Source organism: Mycobacterium asiaticum, from assembly GCF_001673315.1.
GTDB lineage: Bacteria > Actinomycetota > Actinomycetes > Mycobacteriales > Mycobacteriaceae > Mycobacterium > Mycobacterium asiaticum_B.
Genome location: NZ_LZLQ01000066.1, coordinates 67245 through 84121 on the forward strand (window position 1 = coordinate 67245; position 16877 = coordinate 84121).

Annotated in this window: 11 protein-coding genes; 7 read left to right on the forward strand and 4 right to left on the reverse strand. The window is 65.7% G+C overall.

Going from position 1 to position 16877, the window contains the following annotated elements; all coding sequences use genetic code 11:
* Nucleotides 1–158 precede the first annotated feature (158 nt).
* The 4 genes from A5636_RS10440 (at nucleotide 159) to A5636_RS10455 (ending at nucleotide 5171) form a co-directional block, all read left to right on the forward strand.
* Entirely contained in the window at nucleotides 159–1280 is a 1122-nt protein-coding gene (locus tag A5636_RS10440; protein ID WP_065158556.1) for a resuscitation-promoting factor, read from the forward strand.
* Nucleotides 1250–2164, forward strand: a complete 915-nt coding sequence (gene rsmA, locus A5636_RS10445; protein ID WP_065158557.1) for a 16S rRNA (adenine(1518)-N(6)/adenine(1519)-N(6))-dimethyltransferase RsmA — start codon at nucleotides 1250–1252, stop codon at nucleotides 2162–2164. The genes A5636_RS10440 and rsmA overlap by 31 nt, the downstream gene beginning before the upstream one ends.
* A gap of 55 nt (nucleotides 2165–2219) precedes the next feature.
* Nucleotides 2220–3173, forward strand: coding sequence for a 4-(cytidine 5'-diphospho)-2-C-methyl-D-erythritol kinase (locus tag A5636_RS10450; RefSeq protein ID WP_216638830.1), 954 nt, complete (start codon nucleotides 2220–2222; stop codon nucleotides 3171–3173).
* Nucleotides 3174–3536: 363 nt separating this feature from the next.
* The gene (locus A5636_RS10455) at nucleotides 3537–5171 is read left to right on the forward strand and encodes a fatty acyl-AMP ligase (RefSeq protein ID WP_065158591.1); all 1635 of its coding nucleotides are present in this window, start codon (nucleotides 3537–3539) and stop codon (nucleotides 5169–5171) included.
* A gap of 753 nt (nucleotides 5172–5924) precedes the next feature.
* On the opposite strand, the gene pth is transcribed toward A5636_RS10455, so the two are convergent.
* The 4 genes from pth to A5636_RS10475 form a co-directional block, all read right to left on the reverse strand.
* The gene (pth, locus tag A5636_RS10460; protein ID WP_065158558.1) at nucleotides 5925–6500 is read right to left on the reverse strand and encodes an aminoacyl-tRNA hydrolase; all 576 of its coding nucleotides are present in this window, start codon (nucleotides 6498–6500) and stop codon (nucleotides 5925–5927) included.
* Nucleotides 6501–6506: 6 nt separating this feature from the next.
* Complete coding sequence (locus A5636_RS10465) at nucleotides 6507–7163, reverse strand: 50S ribosomal protein L25/general stress protein Ctc (protein WP_065158559.1); 657 nt, start codon at nucleotides 7161–7163, stop codon at nucleotides 6507–6509.
* 243 nt (nucleotides 7164–7406) lie between these two features.
* The gene (locus A5636_RS10470) at nucleotides 7407–8276 is read right to left on the reverse strand and encodes an oxidoreductase (protein WP_065158560.1); all 870 of its coding nucleotides are present in this window, start codon (nucleotides 8274–8276) and stop codon (nucleotides 7407–7409) included.
* A gap of 4 nt (nucleotides 8277–8280) precedes the next feature.
* On the reverse strand, nucleotides 8281–9516 hold the full coding sequence (locus A5636_RS10475) for a cytochrome P450 (protein ID WP_065158561.1): 1236 nt from the start codon (nucleotides 9514–9516) through the stop codon (nucleotides 8281–8283).
* 151 nt (nucleotides 9517–9667) lie between these two features.
* Here A5636_RS10475 and A5636_RS10480 point away from each other — a divergent pair, with 151 nt between their 5' ends.
* The 3 genes from A5636_RS10480 (at nucleotide 9668) to A5636_RS10490 (ending at nucleotide 16861) form a co-directional block, all read left to right on the forward strand.
* The gene (locus A5636_RS10480; protein ID WP_155763741.1) at nucleotides 9668–12967 is read left to right on the forward strand and encodes a LuxR family transcriptional regulator; all 3300 of its coding nucleotides are present in this window, start codon (nucleotides 9668–9670) and stop codon (nucleotides 12965–12967) included.
* A 54-nt stretch (nucleotides 12968–13021) separates the two neighbouring features.
* The gene (locus A5636_RS10485) at nucleotides 13022–13465 is read left to right on the forward strand and encodes a nitroreductase family deazaflavin-dependent oxidoreductase (RefSeq protein ID WP_065158563.1); all 444 of its coding nucleotides are present in this window, start codon (nucleotides 13022–13024) and stop codon (nucleotides 13463–13465) included.
* 81 nt (nucleotides 13466–13546) lie between these two features.
* Nucleotides 13547–16861, forward strand: a complete 3315-nt coding sequence (locus A5636_RS10490) for a helix-turn-helix transcriptional regulator (RefSeq protein ID WP_065158564.1) — start codon at nucleotides 13547–13549, stop codon at nucleotides 16859–16861.
* Nucleotides 16862–16877 lie beyond the last annotated feature (16 nt).

Sequence of the window (16877 nt, forward strand, 5' to 3'; positions counted from 1 at the left end):
TTGCTCAGCATTGGACGGTTCGTTACCGTCTTGTGATCGAACGGGTGGGCCTCTGGGCCCATTTCGTCATTTCAGCTGAATAGGGTCGTGAAGCTTGCGTGGGAAGTTGCTGCTGACGGTTGTAGTGGGTCGAAACAGACTTGGACTTGGAATAGACATTGAAACTGCTTACTAAACTTCATCAAACCGAATCGCCGTTATTGCGCCTGGTAGTGGGCGCTTTGCTATTGGCCCTGACGTTCGCTGGGGGGTATGCGGTCTCCGCATCCAAGACCGTGACGCTGACCATCGACGGAACCTCGATGCAAGTCGCGACGATGAAGTCGCGGGTCATCGACATCGTCGAGGAGAACGGGTTCGACGTCGACGAGCGCGACGACCTCTCGCCGGCCGCAGATGCCTCCGTCTCGGACGCCGCCACCATCGTGCTCCGGCGTAGCCGACCGCTCCAGATCACGCTGGACGGCCAGAACACCCGTCAGGTCTGGACCACCGCGTCCACCGTCGACGAGGCCCTGGCCCAACTGGCCATGACCGACACCGCGCCGGCCGCCGCTTCTCGCGCCAGCCGCGTCCCCCTGGCGGGGATGGCGCTGCCGGTCGTGAGCGCCAAGACGGTTCAGCTCAACGACGCCGGCGCGATCCGCACGGTCCACCTGCCGGCGGCCAATGTCGCCGAGTTGCTGGCCGCGGCGGGCGCACCGCTGGTCGACAGCGACGAGGTGGTGCCGGCCGCGACGGCTCCGATCGTCGATGGGATGGAAATCCAGGTGACCCGCAACCGCATCCAGCGGGTGACCGAGCGGATGCCGCTGCCGCCGCCGGCGCGCCGCATCGAGGACCCCGAACTCAACATGAGTCGCGAAATCGTCGAGGACCCGGGCAGCCCCGGTGAGCAGGATGTGACATTCGCCGTGGCGAAGATCAACGGCGTCGAGATGGGTCGGCTGCCGATCGCCAACAGCGTGGTGACACCCGCCCGCGAGGCCGTGGTCCGGGTGGGCGCAAAACCAGGCACCGAGGTGCCACCGGTCAGCGATGGCGGCGTGTGGGACGCCATCGCAGGCTGCGAAGCCGGCGGCAACTGGGGTATCAACACCGGTAACGGGTATTTCGGTGGTGTGCAGTTCGACCAGGGGACCTGGGAAGCAAACGGCGGACTCCGTTACGCGCCGCGCGCCGACCTGGCCACCCGCGAGGAGCAGATCGCCGTTGCCGAAGTGACCCGGCAGCGTCAAGGCTGGGGTGCCTGGCCGGTGTGCAGCGGGCGAGCCCGCTGACCGTTCGGTTACTCGGACGCACCGAGATTCGGAGACTGGCCAAAGAGCTCGATCTTCACCCGCGCAAATCGCTCGGACAGAACTTCGTGCACGACGCCAACACGGTCCGACGAGTGGTCGCCGCGTCCGGCGTGGGCAAGACCGACACCGTTCTCGAGGTCGGCCCGGGGTTGGGATCGCTGACCTTGGCGTTGCTTGACCGGGGCGCGGCCGTGATCGCCGTCGAAATCGACCCGGTTCTGGCCGCTCGGCTGCCCCAGACCGTCGCCGAGCACTCGGGCAACGAGGCCCAGCGGCTGGTCGTGGTCAACCGCGACGTCCTGAGGCTGCGCAGCCAGGATCTGACGGCCGAACCCACCGCGGTGGTGGCCAACCTGCCGTACAACGTCGCCGTTCCTGCCCTGCTGCATCTGCTCGCGGAATTCCCCAGCATCCGGGTCGTGACGGTGATGGTTCAGGCCGAGGTCGCCGAGCGGCTCGCCGCCCAACCCGGCAGCAAGGAATACGGCGTGCCCAGCGTCAAAGCCAACTTCTTCGGCCAGGTACGGCGCTGTGGCACCGTGCCGCCGACCGTGTTTTGGCCCATCCCGCGGGTTTACTCCGGTCTGGTCCGCATCGATCGATACGAAACCGCGCCGTGGCCCACCGACGAAACGTTCCGCAAACGGGTCTTCGAGCTAGTGGACATCGCATTCGCGCAGCGCCGCAAGACCTCACGCAACGCCTTCGTGCAATGGGCAGGATCGGGGAACGAGTCGGCCAACCGACTGCTCGCGGCCAGCATCGACCCCGCTCGTCGCGGCGAGACGTTGTCGATCGAGGATTTCGTGCGCCTGCTGCAACGTTCCGAGGACCAGCATGGCCGCGAAGCGCAGCGGATGTAGGACGCCGGCGGCGCCGCTGCGTGTGGTTCGCCGACGGCAGCGATAGTCTGCTGCGGTGTCTGACGGCAACACCGCCGAGTTGTGGGTGCCTACTGGGTCGGTCACCGTTCGGGTCCCTGGGAAAGTGAACCTGTACCTGGCCGTCGGTGATCAACGCGACGACGGCTATCACGAGCTGACCACGGTATTTCACGCCGTCTCGCTGTTCGACGAGGTGACCGTGCGCAACGCCGACGTGCTCTCGCTGGAGCATGTCGGCGAGGGGGCAGACAGGTTGCCGACCGACGAGCGCAACCTGGCGTGGCAGGCCGCCGAACTGCTGGCCGAACACGTGGGCCGGGCACCGGACGTGTCGATCCTGATCGACAAAGCCATTCCGCTGGCCGGCGGCATGGCGGGTGGCAGCGCCGACGCCGCGGCAGTACTGGTGGCGATGAATTCACTGTGGGAGCTCAATCTGCCCCGGCGTGACTTGCGCGCGATGGCGGGACAGCTGGGCAGCGATGTGCCGTTCGCACTGCATGGTGGCACGGCGTTGGGCACCGGCCGCGGCGAGGAGCTAGCTACGGTGCTGTCGCGCAACACCTTTCACTGGGTGTTGGCATTTTCCGACAGCGGTCTGCTGACACCGGCGGTGTACGCCGAGCTGGACCGGCTAAGGGATACCGGTGACCCGCCCCGGCTGGACGAGCCAGGCCCGGTGCTGGCGGCGCTGGCTGCGGGCGATCCGCACCAACTGGCCCCGCTGCTGGGAAACGAGATGCAAGCGGCTGCGATCAGCCTTGATCCCGCGCTGCGGCGTGCCCTGCGCGCGGGCGTGGAGGCCGGCGCGCTGGCCGGCATCGTGTCCGGTTCGGGGCCTACGTGTGCGTTCCTGTGCACCTCCGCGGCATCGGCGGTGGACGTGGGAACTCAGCTCTCCGGAGCGGGTGTGTGCCGCACCGTCCGGGTCGCCGCCGGGCCGGTACCGGGGGCGCGGGTGGTGCCGACGCCGGCTACCGACGCTTGAGGCCGTCGACGCCTTCGACGCCTTCGACGCCTCTGATGCCTTTGACGCCTTTGACGCCTTTGACGCCGTTGACGCTGCTGACTCCTCTGGCGCTGCCCCAACCACCGCCAACGCCGTTAACGCCGCTGTGATATCGCCCTCAATACACGCCAGCGTTTTGCACATCTTTAAGAGATGCTTAAGATAAGCCGCGGTGACGAATGACGGTAGGCAAGCAGTCCGACGTGGGACCGCTGGCCCATCACCAAATCGAGACCTAACCGCTCCCCAACTGTGTGCGCGCGCCTGCTTCAAAGTGAGATCTGACAGGTGGAATATGAAAAATTGGGCCTTGGGGAAAAAGCCGGAACCGAGGAGGTTTGCGTGAGCAGGTTTACCGAGAAAATGTTCCGCAATGCCCGCACCGCGAGTACGGGCATGGTCACCGGTGAACCCCACGAACCTGTCCGGCACACCTGGGGCGAGGTGCACGAGCGTGCCCGGTGTATCGCGGGCGGTCTGGCCGCTGCGGGCATCGGACTCGGCGACGCCGTCGGGGTGTTGGCCGGCTTCCCGGTGGAGATCGCACCGACGGCCCAGGGCTTGTGGATGCGGGGCGCCAGCCTGACCATGCTGCACCAGCCCACTCCGCGTACCGATCTGGTCGTATGGGCCGACGACACCATGACCGTCATCGGCATGATCGAGGCCAAGGCCGTCATCGTCTCCGAACCCTTCCTGGTTGCCATCCCGGTACTCGAGGAGAAGGGCATCAAGGTCCTGACCGTCGCCGACCTACTGGCGTCGGAGCCGATCGACCCGATCGAGGTCGGCGAGGACGACCTGGCGCTCATGCAGCTCACCTCCGGATCCACTGGATCTCCTAAAGCGGTCCAGATCACCCACCGCAATATCCACTCCAACGCCGAGGCGATGTTCATCGGCGCCGAGTACGACGTCGACCGGGACGTCATGGTCAGCTGGCTGCCCTGCTTCCACGACATGGGCATGGTCGGCTTCCTCACCATCCCGATGTACTTCGGTGCGGAGCTGGTCAAGGTCACCCCGATGGACTTCCTGCGCGACACGCTGCTGTGGGCCAAGCTCATCGACAAGTACAAGGGCACCATGACCGCGGCGCCCAACTTCGCCTACGCGCTGCTGGCCAAGCGGCTGCGCCGCAACGCCAAGCCCGGCGACTTCGACCTCTCGACGCTGCGCTTCGCCCTTTCGGGCGCGGAGCCCGTCGAACCCGCCGACGTCGAGGACCTGCTCGATGCCGGTAAGCCGTTCGGGCTGCGGTCCTCGGCGATCCTGCCCGCCTACGGCATGGCCGAGACGACGCTGGCGGTGTCGTTCTCCAAGTGCAACTCCGGTCTGGTCGTCGACGAGGTGGACGCCGACCTGATGGCGGCGCTGCGCCGGGCAGTGCCCGCCACCAAGGGCAACACCCGCCGGCTGGCCACACTGGGTCCGCTGCTCAAGGACCTTGAGGCCCGCATCGTCGACGAGCAGGGCAATGTGATGCCGCCGCGCGGTGTGGGTGTGATCGAGTTGCGCGGCGAATCGCTGACACCCGGCTACATCACCATGGGCGGCTTCATCCCGGCCCAGGACGAGCACGGCTGGTATGACACCGGCGACCTCGGCTACATCACCGACGAAGGCCACATGGTGGTCTGCGGCCGCGTGAAGGACGTCATCATCATGGCGGGCCGCAACATCTACCCGACCGACATCGAGCGGGCCGCGGGCCGCGTCGACGGCGTCCGCCCGGGGTGCGCGGTGGCGGTTCGATTGGACGCCGGGCATTCGCGGGAATCGTTCGCCGTGGCGGTCGAGTCGAACGCCTACCAGGACCAGGCCGAAGTGCGCCGCATCGAGCACCAGGTGGCGCACGAGGTCGTCAAAGAGGTGGATGTGCGCCCCCGCAATGTGGTGGTGCTCGGGCCCGGGACGATCCCGAAGACGCCGTCGGGCAAGCTGCGTCGCAACAACTCGGTCACCCTGGTCACTTAAGCCGAGCGGGCTCGTAAGCGTTTTGCGTCTGCTCGCTGGTGGGCGAACGCTGGTGCGCCTAGGGACTTCAGTGTGCATCTAGGGACTTCAGTGTGTACCTACGCATTTCGGTGTGCATCTAGGGACTTCATTGTGCGCCTACGCATTTCAGCGTGAGCCTACGTATTTCACTGTGCACCTACGCATTTCGGTATGCATCTAGGGACTTCAGTGTGCACCTACGCATTTCAGCGTGCGCCTAGGGACTTCAGAGTGCACCTAGGGACGGCAGTGTGCACCTAGGGACAGCGGTGTGCACCTAGGGATTTCAAAGTGCACCCACGGCGGGAAAGTCGATCATTTACCGCCAAGGATGCGCACTCAAATCCCTGCACGCACACTCGATTGGCACTCAAATCCCTGGACGCACACTCGATTGGGATTCAACCCCTGGATGCACACTCGATTGCGCACTCAATACCTTGGATGCACAATCGACCGACAAACCCGCTACCTGGATACGCCATCGACTGACACACCCGCGCAACCCGTCTGCTGGGGCCACCTCGCGCTAGCGAGCAGACGCAAAAGTGCTCCTATTGCGACGTGTCGAAGCGATTTTGCTGGCCGAGATTACGGTGCCCACCGCAGGCTTGGCGCGGTGGGCACCCACCGCGGCTGGCGCGCTTCCCTAAAACACACACTGAAATCCCTAAAACGCACACTGAAAACCGCAGGAGCACAACAGAATCCGATCCTGCATACCCGGACGCCCTACCAGGCGTGGACGCGATTCTGTGCGGGCTCCAGCCCCAACTCGATCAGCAATTCGGTGGCGTCGGCGGCTTGCTCGCACACCGTCGGCACCTCCGCGCGCTCAGCCGCGTTGAAGGCCTCGAGCACGAACGTCGCGGGGTCTTTGCGTCCGGGCGGACGGCCGATCCCGATGCGCACGCGCTGAAAGTTCTTGGTTCCCAACGCCGACGCCACCGAACGGAGTCCGTTGTGGCCGCCTTCGCCACCGCCCAGCTTCAGGCGGATGCGCGCGAAGTCGAGGTCCAGTTCGTCGTGGACGACGATGATGTCGGCGGGCGGCACCGAGTAGAACTTGGCCAGCGGACCGACCTGCCGGCCGGATTCGTTCATGTAGCAGCGCGGCTTGGCCAGCACCACTGAGCGACCACCCAGCCGACCGGTGACGATTTCGGCCCCGGAACGCTTGTGCGCCTTGAACTTTGCGCCCAAACGGGCAGCGAGCACGTCGGCAACCATGAACCCGAGGTTGTGCCGAGTCCGGGCGTAGTTCTCGCCAGGATTGCCGAGGCCGACCACGAGTAGCGGTTCGGCCACGTCGCGCTACTCGGACTCGTCGGTGGCCTCGGGCTCGCCGGCCTCGTCCTCGCCGGCAGCTTCGGCGGCCTCGTCCTCGTCGCCGCCGCCCTCTTCGGCGAGGTCCTCGGCGGTGGGCGCCTGGACCACGTTGACCACGAGCAGTTCTGGATCGGAGACCAGGTTGACACCGCTGGGGAGCTCGATCTGGCCGGCAGTGAACTGCGTCCCCGCCTCGGCACCCTCCACCGACAGAGTCAACTGCTCAGGAATGGAGAGGGCTTCTGCCTCGACCTCGATCGCATTGGATTCCTGGGTGACCAGCGTGTCGGGGCCGGCGTCGCCCTCGACCACGACGGTGACCTCGACGTTCACCTTCTCACCGCGACGCACGACCAGCAGGTCGGCGTGCTGGATGGTGCGCCGGATCGGGTGGATGTCGATCGACTTGGTCAGCGCGAGTTGCTCCTTGCCGGCGATGTCCAGGCTGAGCACCGCGTTGGTGCCGGCGTGGCGCAGCACGGCCGCGAAGTCGTGCCCGGGCAATTCCAGGTGCTGCGGGTCGGAGCCGTGACCGTAGAGGACCGCGGGGATTTTGCCTTCGCGGCGGGCTCGGCGGGACGCGCCCTTGCCGGTCTCGGTACGCACCGTGACGCTGAGCTGATTGCCTGCGGATTTAGCCATGTGTCGCTCCTGTGTCTAGAGCACGGCCAGGGAGCGCGACAGTCTGAGAAGTGATGTCGGTCTCCGTCGATAACGGTGGGCTGGCGATTTGCCGGCCACCCTCGCCGTGACGCCCGGTCAGGTTAGCAAATCCGCCCCTCAGAGCGGAAATCTGGCGGCCCAACCCGTTGACCTTGCGGCTGCGGCGCGAATGTTCGAGTGGCCCCCGCCACTGACGCAGAATCAACGTCAAGCGTTCGCCCCTCAGAGCGGAAATCCGATGCTGGTCAGACGCTCGGACAACTCCCACAGGGCCGCGGCCATTTGCGGGTCACGCGCCCGTCGGCTGCGGCCGATCTGTTGGGTGCGTCCCAGGTAACCGAATCGGGGCCCGACGAAAGAGTCGCCGGGCAGGTCCTGCGACGCGGCGTACAGCGTCTGGCGGGCGCCGAAATCGGCGTCGGTGGCCATCACGCCGGTGCCCCACGACACCACCGCGTCGCTCAGCTTGCGCCCGGAAGCCCCCTGCAAGTTGGTGTGCGAGAAGCCGGGGTGGGCGGCCACGGCGCGCAGCGCTGAACCGGCCGCGGCCAGGCGGCGCTGAAGTTCACTTGTGAACAGCAGGTTGGCCAGCTTGGATTGGCTGTACGCCAGCCACGGCGAATATCGCCGGGATTGCCAATTCAGGTCGTCCAGGTTGATCCGGCCGGGCCAGTGCGCCATCGACGACACCGTCACCACCCGGTCGGTGAGCTTGGGCAGCAGCAGATTGGTCAGTGCGAAGTGGCCGAGGTGATTGGTGCCGATCTGGCTTTCGAATCCGTCGACGGTCAGGGCGTACGGGGCAGCCATGATGCCGGCGTTGTTGATCAGGATGTCGGCACCGTCCACCCCGTCGGCGAATCGCCGCACCGAGCCGAGGTCCTGCAGGTCCAGCGGCCGTACCTCGACGGCGCCGCTCATCTGCCGGGCCGCCGTGTTGCCTTTCCCGATATTCCGGACGGCCATGATGATCGTGGCACCGCGACCCGCCAGTTCCCTTGCCGTCACCGCGCCGAGCCCGGCGTTGGCGCCGGTGACGATGACGGTGCGCCCGGCGAACGACGGAAGATCCTCTGCTGTCCAGTCGGCCATGCCCCTAGTCTGCGATGTCGAACTGCAACGGCACGCTCAGGGGTCCAGTGATGCCCGCCATCGTCTTCCAGGAAACATGACCGGTAAGCCGCGCGTTGGGCATCCGTGCGGTGATCGCGCGCAATGCCTCGGTCAATTCCAGCCGGGCCAGGTGGGCGCCAAGACAGTAGTGCACGCCGCCGCCGAAGTTGAGGATTGCCGAGGGGTTGTGACGGGAGATGTCGAGGCGATCTGGATCCTCGTAGGCACGGGAATCGCGGTTGGCCGACGCGGTGTTCGCGACCACGAGAGTGCCGGCCGGAATGCGCACCCCGGCCAACTCGACATCCTCGGCGGCCTGCCGGGCAGCGCCGAAAATGATTGGGTTGAAACGCATTAACTCGTGCACAGCGGCGGGTGCCAGTTCTGGTCGACGGGCCAGGGCCGCCCATTGTTGCGGATATGCGGCCAGTGTTTGCACCGCGGCCGCAAGCTGGTTGCGTGTGGTGTCGGTGCCGGCACCGAGCAGGGTCGCGCACAGCATGAGCAGTTCGTCGTGGGTGAGGCGGTCGCCGTCATCTTCGGCCCTGATGAGGTCGGAGATGAGGTCATCGGTCAGCGAGGCTCGTCGGCAGGCGATCAGGTCCTCCAGGTAGGCATCCAATTCGCGCCACGCGGCCAGGATCGCCGGCGCGTCCTCGGCGACACTCGGTTCGAAGAGCTTCTTGATGTCGTCGGTCCAGTCGGAGAAGAGTTGCCAGTCCTTGGCGGGTGCGCCCAGGAGCGCACAGATGATCGCGGTCGGGAATCCGCGGGCGATGTCTGTTACGACCTCGCAGTGCCCGACGGCCGTCAGCGGCTCGACCAACCCGGTGATGACCTCGACGATCAGAGCGCGCAGCCGTTCGGCGGCCCGTGGGGAGAACGCTTTCGAGACGAGTCGGCGCAGACGATGGTGCTCGACGCCGTCCATCCCGAGAATGTTGCGCACCGCGCGGTCCCACAGTGGACCCGACGTAATCCCGCGCGCGCCCAGTCCCAAATCGTGCGCGGTGACAAACCTGTTGTCCCGCAACACATGACGGACCAGCTCGTAACTGAGCACCTCAGGTCCGTACGGGCCGAGCGCGATAGGGGACCGCGAGCGCGCAGCGCCCAGGACGCTGTGCGCTGCCGCCGGATCGGTGAGGTGGTTGTAGGCGATGTGGGGCAATTCGGCAGTGAAGACGGTGGGACAGTCGAGAAGGGATTGGCTTGTCATGCGCTCGACTATCCGTCCATCGATCGGCGGGATCATCCGCCGCAGCGCGTAGATCCGCGCGGTGCATAGCGCAATTCGGCATGCCGAGGCGGCGCAATCTGCGCGTTCTGGCTGATGTATTGCATAGGCGGCAGGCGTGATGCTGGCTACCATGAGCCAACACGTGGAGATGCCGCCGCTGACTTGGAGCTTGACTGAGTTGCTGCCGACCGGGACTGTGACGCTGCTATTGGCCGACGTCGAGGGTTCGACCCGGCTGTGGGAGACGCAGCCCGACCAGATGGGCGCGGCGCTGGCGCAGTTCAACCGAGTGGTGAACGAGAAGATCGCCGCACATGGGGGAGTGCGCCCCGTGGAGCAGGGTGAGGGCGACAGTTTTGTGGCGGCCTTCGCGCGTGCATCCGACGCGGTGGCATGTGCGCTTGCCTTGCAGCTGGCGCCGTTGGCGCCGATCCGGATTCGGATTGGGTTGCACACCGGGGAGATTCAGCTTCGCGATGAGGGCAATTACGCGGGCCCGACAATCAACCGCGCGGCGCGGATCAGGGATCTGGCCCACGGTGGGCAGACGGTGTTGTCGGGTGCAACGGAGCCGCTGGTGCTCGACCGGCTGCCCGACGGGGTTTGGCTGAATGAGTTGGGCAGCTACCCGTTGCGCGGGGTCCCGCGTCCGGAGCGGGTGGTGCAATTGTGCCACCCGGAGCTACGCAATGAGTTCCCTCCGCTGCGGGTGCGTGATCTGGCTGCCTCGCATAATCTTCCAGCGCAGCTGACGAGTTTCGTTGGGCGCCGGACTGAAATCGACGAGCTCCGTCGAACCATCTCGGACAACCGATTGGTGACCCTGACCGGCGCTGGTGGAGCCGGCAAGACCAGGCTAGCTGTGGAGGTCGCGGCAAAACTGGGCGCCGAGTCCGCCGATGGGATCTGGTACATCGACCTGGCGCCGATCACCAACCCCGCGGTCACGGCGGTCACGGTCGCGCGGACACTGGGCCTTCCCGATCAGCCGGGGCGCTCCACCATGGACCTGTTGTTGCAGTACTTCGGCGAGAAGAGAACGCTGCTGTTGCTGGACAATTGCGAGCATCTGCTCGATGCGTGCGGGACGCTGGTCATCGAATTGTTGGCGGCCTGTGCGCAGTTGACGATCCTGGCCACCAGTCGCGAACCCCTCGGGGTGCCTGGCGAGCTGAGTTGGCGGGTGCCGTCATTGTCACTGGCGGATGAGGCTCTCGAGTTGTTCGCCGACCGCGCGCGGCGAGTCCGGCCGGATTTTGTTGTGAGCGAAGACAACATGTCGCTCATCAAAGAGGCTTGCGAACGCCTCGACGGTATGCCGCTGGCCATTGAACTTGCGGCAGCGCGCATTCGGGCGTTGTCGCTGAGGCAGATCGTGGACAGTCTGCACGACCGGTTCCGGTTACTCACCGGAGGTGCGCGTACCGCGGTTCGGCGGCAGCAGACGCTTCGCGCGTCGGTGGATTGGTCGCATGCATTGTTGACCGAACCTGAGCGAGTGTTGTTTCGGCGCCTCGCGGTGTTTGCAGGCGGATTTGACCTGGAGGCCGCACAGACCGTCGGTGCCGACAGTGAAATGGAGCGCTATCAGCTGATGGACCAACTGGGTCTGCTGGTGGACAAATCATTGGTGGTGGCTGACGACCTGCCCCACGGGATGCGCTACCGACTGTTGGAGACGGTGCGCCAATATGCGCAGGAAAAGCTCGGTGAATCGGGCGAAGCCTACGAGGTGCGCGCCCGGCACCGCGACTTCTACTGCGAGATGGCCGACACGTTCGCATCGACGGCGAAGCCCAACGACGAGCGGCTGATGGACTGGGCTCAGTTCGAGATCGAAAACCTGCGGACGGGTTATAGCTGGAGTCGGGAGAATGGCGCTCCCGAGACGGCGCTGCGGCTCGTCTCGGCCTTGCAGCGCTTCTGGATCAGAAGTGGGCGTTTCCGTGAGGCATTGGTCGCGTTCGACGCCCTGCTCACTGACTGGGATAGCTCCCCGGTGGCACCGCCGGTGTGGGTACGTGCGGTGGCCGACCGTTCCGCCCTCGCAGTATGGGCCGGTGCGACAACGGATTTGGACCGGGCGGAGCAGGCGGTGGCCGTTGCTCGCAAGCTGGACGACCCGGCATTGCTCACCCATGCCCTGATCGGATGCGGAATGCTCGCCGTCTACAACGCCGAGATCTGCCAGCCCTACCTTGATGAGGCGATCGAACTGGCCCGCGCGCGCCGTGATCAATGGGCACTGAGTAAAATTTTGAATTATCAGGCGGCCGTGAGTGTTTACCTCGGTGACGTCACTACCGCCCGAGCGGCCGGTGCAGAAGGGCGCGACATCGCTGACGCGCTGGGCGACCAGTTCACGTCCTGGGGCTGCCGAGTGTGGCACAGCGCAGCACTGGGCCTGCAGGGTGAACTACCCCGCGCCGAAGAAGCTCTGCGGTCGCTTGCTCGCGAAGTTGATGCCACCGGGGATCTGGCGATGCAGGCGGTGGTGCACACGACCTATGGCAATGTGCTCGCCTATAAAGGGTGTGCGGACGGGGCGTCCGCGGCCGCCCACACCGCGTTGCGTGCCGTAGAGGCGGTGGGCGGCTACTACGGCGACGCCGTGTACGCGGCGTTGGCGAACGCCGCCTTGACCGGCGGCGACACTACGGCTGCCAGACAGGCCGCCGAAGAGTGCCGGCGCCGCACCGTTCCCATCCGCGAAGCATTCATCAGGGCCTTCAATCCACTGGCCGAAGCGGCGTTGGCGTCCGGTGATCTGGCCGCCGCCCGTAGCTGGGTCGACGACACGCTCGCCATCGTGCCCGGCGGCCACCAGGTGACCCCACTGTCACTGCGGGCCTGGGTTGCAAAGGCTCAAGGCGAGTCGGACCAGGCCGAACGCGATGCGCATGAAGCCCTCACGGTCGCCGCACGGACGCAGGCATACCTTCGTGTTCCCGACACCCTGGAATGTCTCGCCCGCCTGGCGGCAGACGCCGGCAACCATTCCTACGCGGCGCGACTGCTGGGCGCGGCGCGTGGTATGCGCGAGCGCAATGGGCAAGTCCGTCTACCGATGTATCAGGCGGACTACGAAGCGACTGTTGCTGAGGTTCGGGAAGCATTGGGAGACAATGATTTCGAAAACAGTTCGGCTGAGGGGCACGCGCTCTCCCGCGAGGAGGCGATCGCGTACGCGCAGCGGGGCCGTGGCGAACGCAGACGTCCCGCCACCGGCTGGGGTTCGTTGACGCCGATGGAGCTCGACGTGGTGCGCCTCGTCACCAGCGGACTGGGCAACAAGGAGATCGGCGCGCGGCTGTTCGTCTCACCACGTACGGTGCAGACCCATCTGACCCACGTCTACGCCAAGCTCGGCATCACCTCGCGGGTGCACCTGGTCCAGGAGGCCGCTCGTGCCGAGGAACTGCGCATGTGACTTAGTCGGCAGGCCCTCTAGCGCGACTCGACCCGACTCCACAAGACTGACACGATGACATCTAAGGCCGAGCAGGTGCTGTTCAAATTCCTCAGTGTGCACGACAAGATCTACCAAGCGACCAACGGCCGGATCGGGCATCGGGTGCCAGGGATGCCGCCGAACCTGCTGCTGCACACTGTGGGCGCCAAAACGGGTCAGGCGCGCACCACAACGTTGACCTATGCCAGGGATGGCGATGACTACCTGGTAGTGGCGTCGAAGGCCGGCTCTCCCAGAGCTCCCGGTTGGTATCACAACCTGAAAGCCAATCCCGACGTCGAAATCAACGTCGGCTCGCAGCGTTTCGCTGTCACGGCCCGCCCGGTCCTACCCGACAGTCTTGACTACGCGCGATTGTGGAAGCTCGTCAACGCGAACAACGCCAACCGCTACGTCGAGTACCAGAAGAAGACGTCGCGACCCATTCCGGTGATTGTTCTGACGCCCAGGCCCTGAGCGCCGAGTGGGTCCTCCCGTCGGGGCAGTCGCGCCGACTTCTGCGCGGTTGCGCTGATGTAATCCACGACCTCGAGCGCAATGCTGGCTACCATGAGCCAACACGCGGAGATGCCTGCGCTGAATTGGAGCGACCTTGGTGTGAGCGAGTTGCTGCCGACCGGGACTGTGACGCTGCTCTTGGCTGACGTCGAGGGTTCGACCCGACTGTGGGAGACCCAGCCCGAGCAGATGACCACCGCGTTGGCAGCGCTGAACCGCACTGTTGACGATGCCCTCGCTGCCTACGGTGGGGTGCGTCCGGTGGAGCAGGGTGAGGGCGACAGCTTTGTGGCGGCCTTTGCGCGTGCATCCGACGCGGTGGCATGTGCGCTCGCGTTGCAGCGGGCGCCGCTGGCGCCGATCCGGATTCGGATTGGCTTGCATACCGGCGAGATTCAGCTTCGCGATGAGAGTAACTACGCGGGTCCGACGATTAACCGTGCGGCGCGGATCAGGGATCTGGCGCACGGCGGTCAGACGGTGTTGTCGGGGGTGACTGAACTGCTGGTGGCGGAACGGCTGCCCGAGTCGGCCTGGCTGAGCGATTTGGGTAGTTATCCGCTGCGGGGGGTGCCGCGTCCGGAGCGCGTGGTGCAGTTGTGTCATCCGGATTTGCGCAATGAGTTTCCGCCGTTGCGGGTGCGCACCGTTGTCACGTCGCATAATCTTCCGGCGCAGCTGACGAGTTTCGTTGGGCGCCAAGCACAGCTGTCCGAATTGCGGCAGCTGGTCGCGGGAAACCGGTTGGTGACCTTGACCGGCGCCGGGGGAGCCGGCAAGACGCGTCTTGCCCTGGAGGTGGCCGCTGGGTTGATTGACGAATTCTCCGACGGGGTTTGGTACGTCGACCTGGCGCCGGTGACGGTTCCGGCCGTGGTTCCCGTCACCACCGCACGCACGTTGGGGCTTCCGGACCAGCCGGGCCTCTCCACTATGGAGACGTTGGTGCGGTTCATGGGGCCGAAGGAAACGTTGATGGTGCTGGACAACTGTGAGCATCTGCTCGATGCCAGCGGCGCCATGGTCGTCGAATTATTGAGCGCTTGCCCGCAACTGAAGATCGTGGCAACCAGCCGTGAGCCGCTTGGGTTGCCAGGCGAGTTGAGTTGGCGGGTGCCGTCGTTGTCGCTGACCGACGAGGCGGTCGATTTGTTCGGCGACCGGGCACGCCGGGCGAGACCGAATTTCCTTGTAAGCGAGGAAAATTCGGCGCTGGTAGCCGAGATCTGCGAACGTCTCGATGGCATGCCTTTGGCGATCGAGCTTGCCGCCGCCCGAGTTCGGGCGTTGTCGCTGAAGCAGATCCTGGACAGTCTGCATGATCGGTTCCGGTTATTGACCGGTGGTGCTCGCACCGCGGTGCGCCGCCAGCAGACGTTGCGCGCCTCGGTGGATTGGTCCCACGCTCTGCTCACCGAACCGGAGCGGGTGCTGTTCCGCCGCCTTGCGGTGTTCGCGGGCGGGTTCGACTTCGACGCCGCCCAGGCCGTCGGTTCCGACAGCGAGGTAGAGGGCTTCCAAGTGATCGATCAGCTGAGTCTGCTGGTGGACAAGTCACTGGTCGTCGCTGTCGAAAGTGCCGCAGATGATGGCATGCGGTACCGATTATTGGAGACGGTGCGCCAATACGCGCAGGAAAAGCTGGGCGAGTCCGGCGAGGCGGACCGGGTGCGCACCCGGCACCGCGACTACTACGCGGTTATGGCAGCCGACTTACATGCCCGCGGCCCATCGGCAGATGCGGAGTTGTTGCATTGGGCGCAAGTTGAAATCGAGAACCTGCGCGCCGCGTTCGCGTGGAGCCGGGAGAACTGCGATTCCGAGGTCGCGTTGCAGATGATCACCTCGTTGCTGCCGTTATGGCTCTGGGGCGGACGTGTTCTCGAGGCTCTTGCCGGGTTGGACGCCATCCTGGCCGAAGACGAAAGGTCGGGACTCACCCCGGCTGTGTGGGCAGGTGCGGTGGCCGAGCAGAGCATCCTGGCGTCCTGGGTCGCGATGCCACCAGACTTGGCGCGGCCCCAGAAAGCCCTCGCCATCGCCCGTGAGCTTGGCGATCCGGCGCTCGTCGAGCAAGCCCTGATCGCCTGCAGCATGCACGCCCTGTACAACCGCGACCTCGCCCAGCAATATGTCGCCGAGATGCTGGAACAATTCAACGCGACCGGTAGCCGGTGGGGTCTGTGTCAGGTCTTCGCGTATCAGGCAACCGCGTGCGTTATGGCCGGCGAGCCGGTGGCCGGACGACCGAGCGCCGAGCGAGCGCGCGATCTGGCCGACGAACTCGGCGACCGGTTCTTCTCGCGAAACAGTCGCGCGTGGCTGACTATCGCGTTGGTGTTCCAAGGGGAACTCGCGGATGCCACCAGTGTTGCCAGTGCCTTGGCCGAGGAGGCGGAGGCGGCCGACGATGTCACCATGGTCCTCTTCGGCAATCTGGGCCACAGCCTGGCGTCGTCATTCCAGGGGCATGCGGACGCGGCACACACTTCCGCGCAGAGGGCACTCTCGGCCGCCGAGCGGATGGGCGGGATCTCCGGCGACACGGTGTACGCAGGGCTGGCGTACGCGGCCCTCGCCGGTGGCGACGCCGCGGCGGCCAGGCACGCCGTCCAGGAGGCGGTGCGGCACACCGTGCCCCTGCGCGAGGTGTTCACTCGCAGCGTCGTTCCGATGGCCGAGGCGCTCTTTGCCTGCGGTGACCTGGCCGCCGCCCGACAGTGGGCGGACGAGACCGCCGCGGTGGCCGCGGGCTGGTATCAGCTCATAACGCTGACAGTGCGAGCGTTCATCGCTCTGGCGCAGGGTGATCCGGAACAGGCGGAGCGTGATGCCCACGACGCACTTGCCGTGGCTTCGCGCACCGGGTCGTTCATGCGGGTCGCCGACACCCTGGAATGCCTGGCGCGCCTGGTATCTCTGGAGGGCAACTACGCGCACGCGGCGCGGTTGTTGGGTTCGGCCGGCGGCATTCGGCAGCGCCTGCACCACATCCGCTATCCGATGTACCAGGCCGACTATGAATCGGTGGTGGCAGTTGTTCGGGAAGCGCTGGGCCACAATGATTTCGATGGTGCCTGGGCTGAAGGTGCCGCGTTGACCACCGAGGGGGCGATCGCCTATGCCCAGCGTGGCCGCGGTGAACGTAAACGTCCCGCCGCCGGGTGGGGTTCGTTGACGCCGATGGAGCTGGACGTGGCGCGTCTGGTCGCCGAGGGGCTGGGCAACAGAGAGATCGGCGCGCGGCTGTTCATCTCACCGCGTACGGTGCAGAGTCATCTGACCCATGTCTACGCCAAGCTCGGCATCACCTCGCGGGTGCAGCTGTCCCAAGAGGTGTTGCGGCACAGCTAAACTCGCGCACAAGACC

Coding starts and splice junctions, on each gene's coding strand:
- A5636_RS10465 (WP_065158559.1), bottom strand. CDS start 7,163: ATGGCTAAATCCGCAGGCAATCAGCTCAGCGTCACGGTGCGTACCGAG.
- A5636_RS10470 (WP_065158560.1), bottom strand. CDS start 8,276: ATGGCCGACTGGACAGCAGAGGATCTTCCGTCGTTCGCCGGGCGCACC.
- A5636_RS10475 (WP_065158561.1), bottom strand. CDS start 9,516: ATGACAAGCCAATCCCTTCTCGACTGTCCCACCGTCTTCACTGCCGAA.
- A5636_RS10480 (WP_155763741.1), top strand. CDS start 9,668: ATGAGCCAACACGTGGAGATGCCGCCGCTGACTTGGAGCTTGACTGAG.
- A5636_RS10485 (WP_065158563.1), top strand. CDS start 13,022: ATGACATCTAAGGCCGAGCAGGTGCTGTTCAAATTCCTCAGTGTGCAC.
- A5636_RS10490 (WP_065158564.1), top strand. CDS start 13,547: ATGCTGGCTACCATGAGCCAACACGCGGAGATGCCTGCGCTGAATTGG.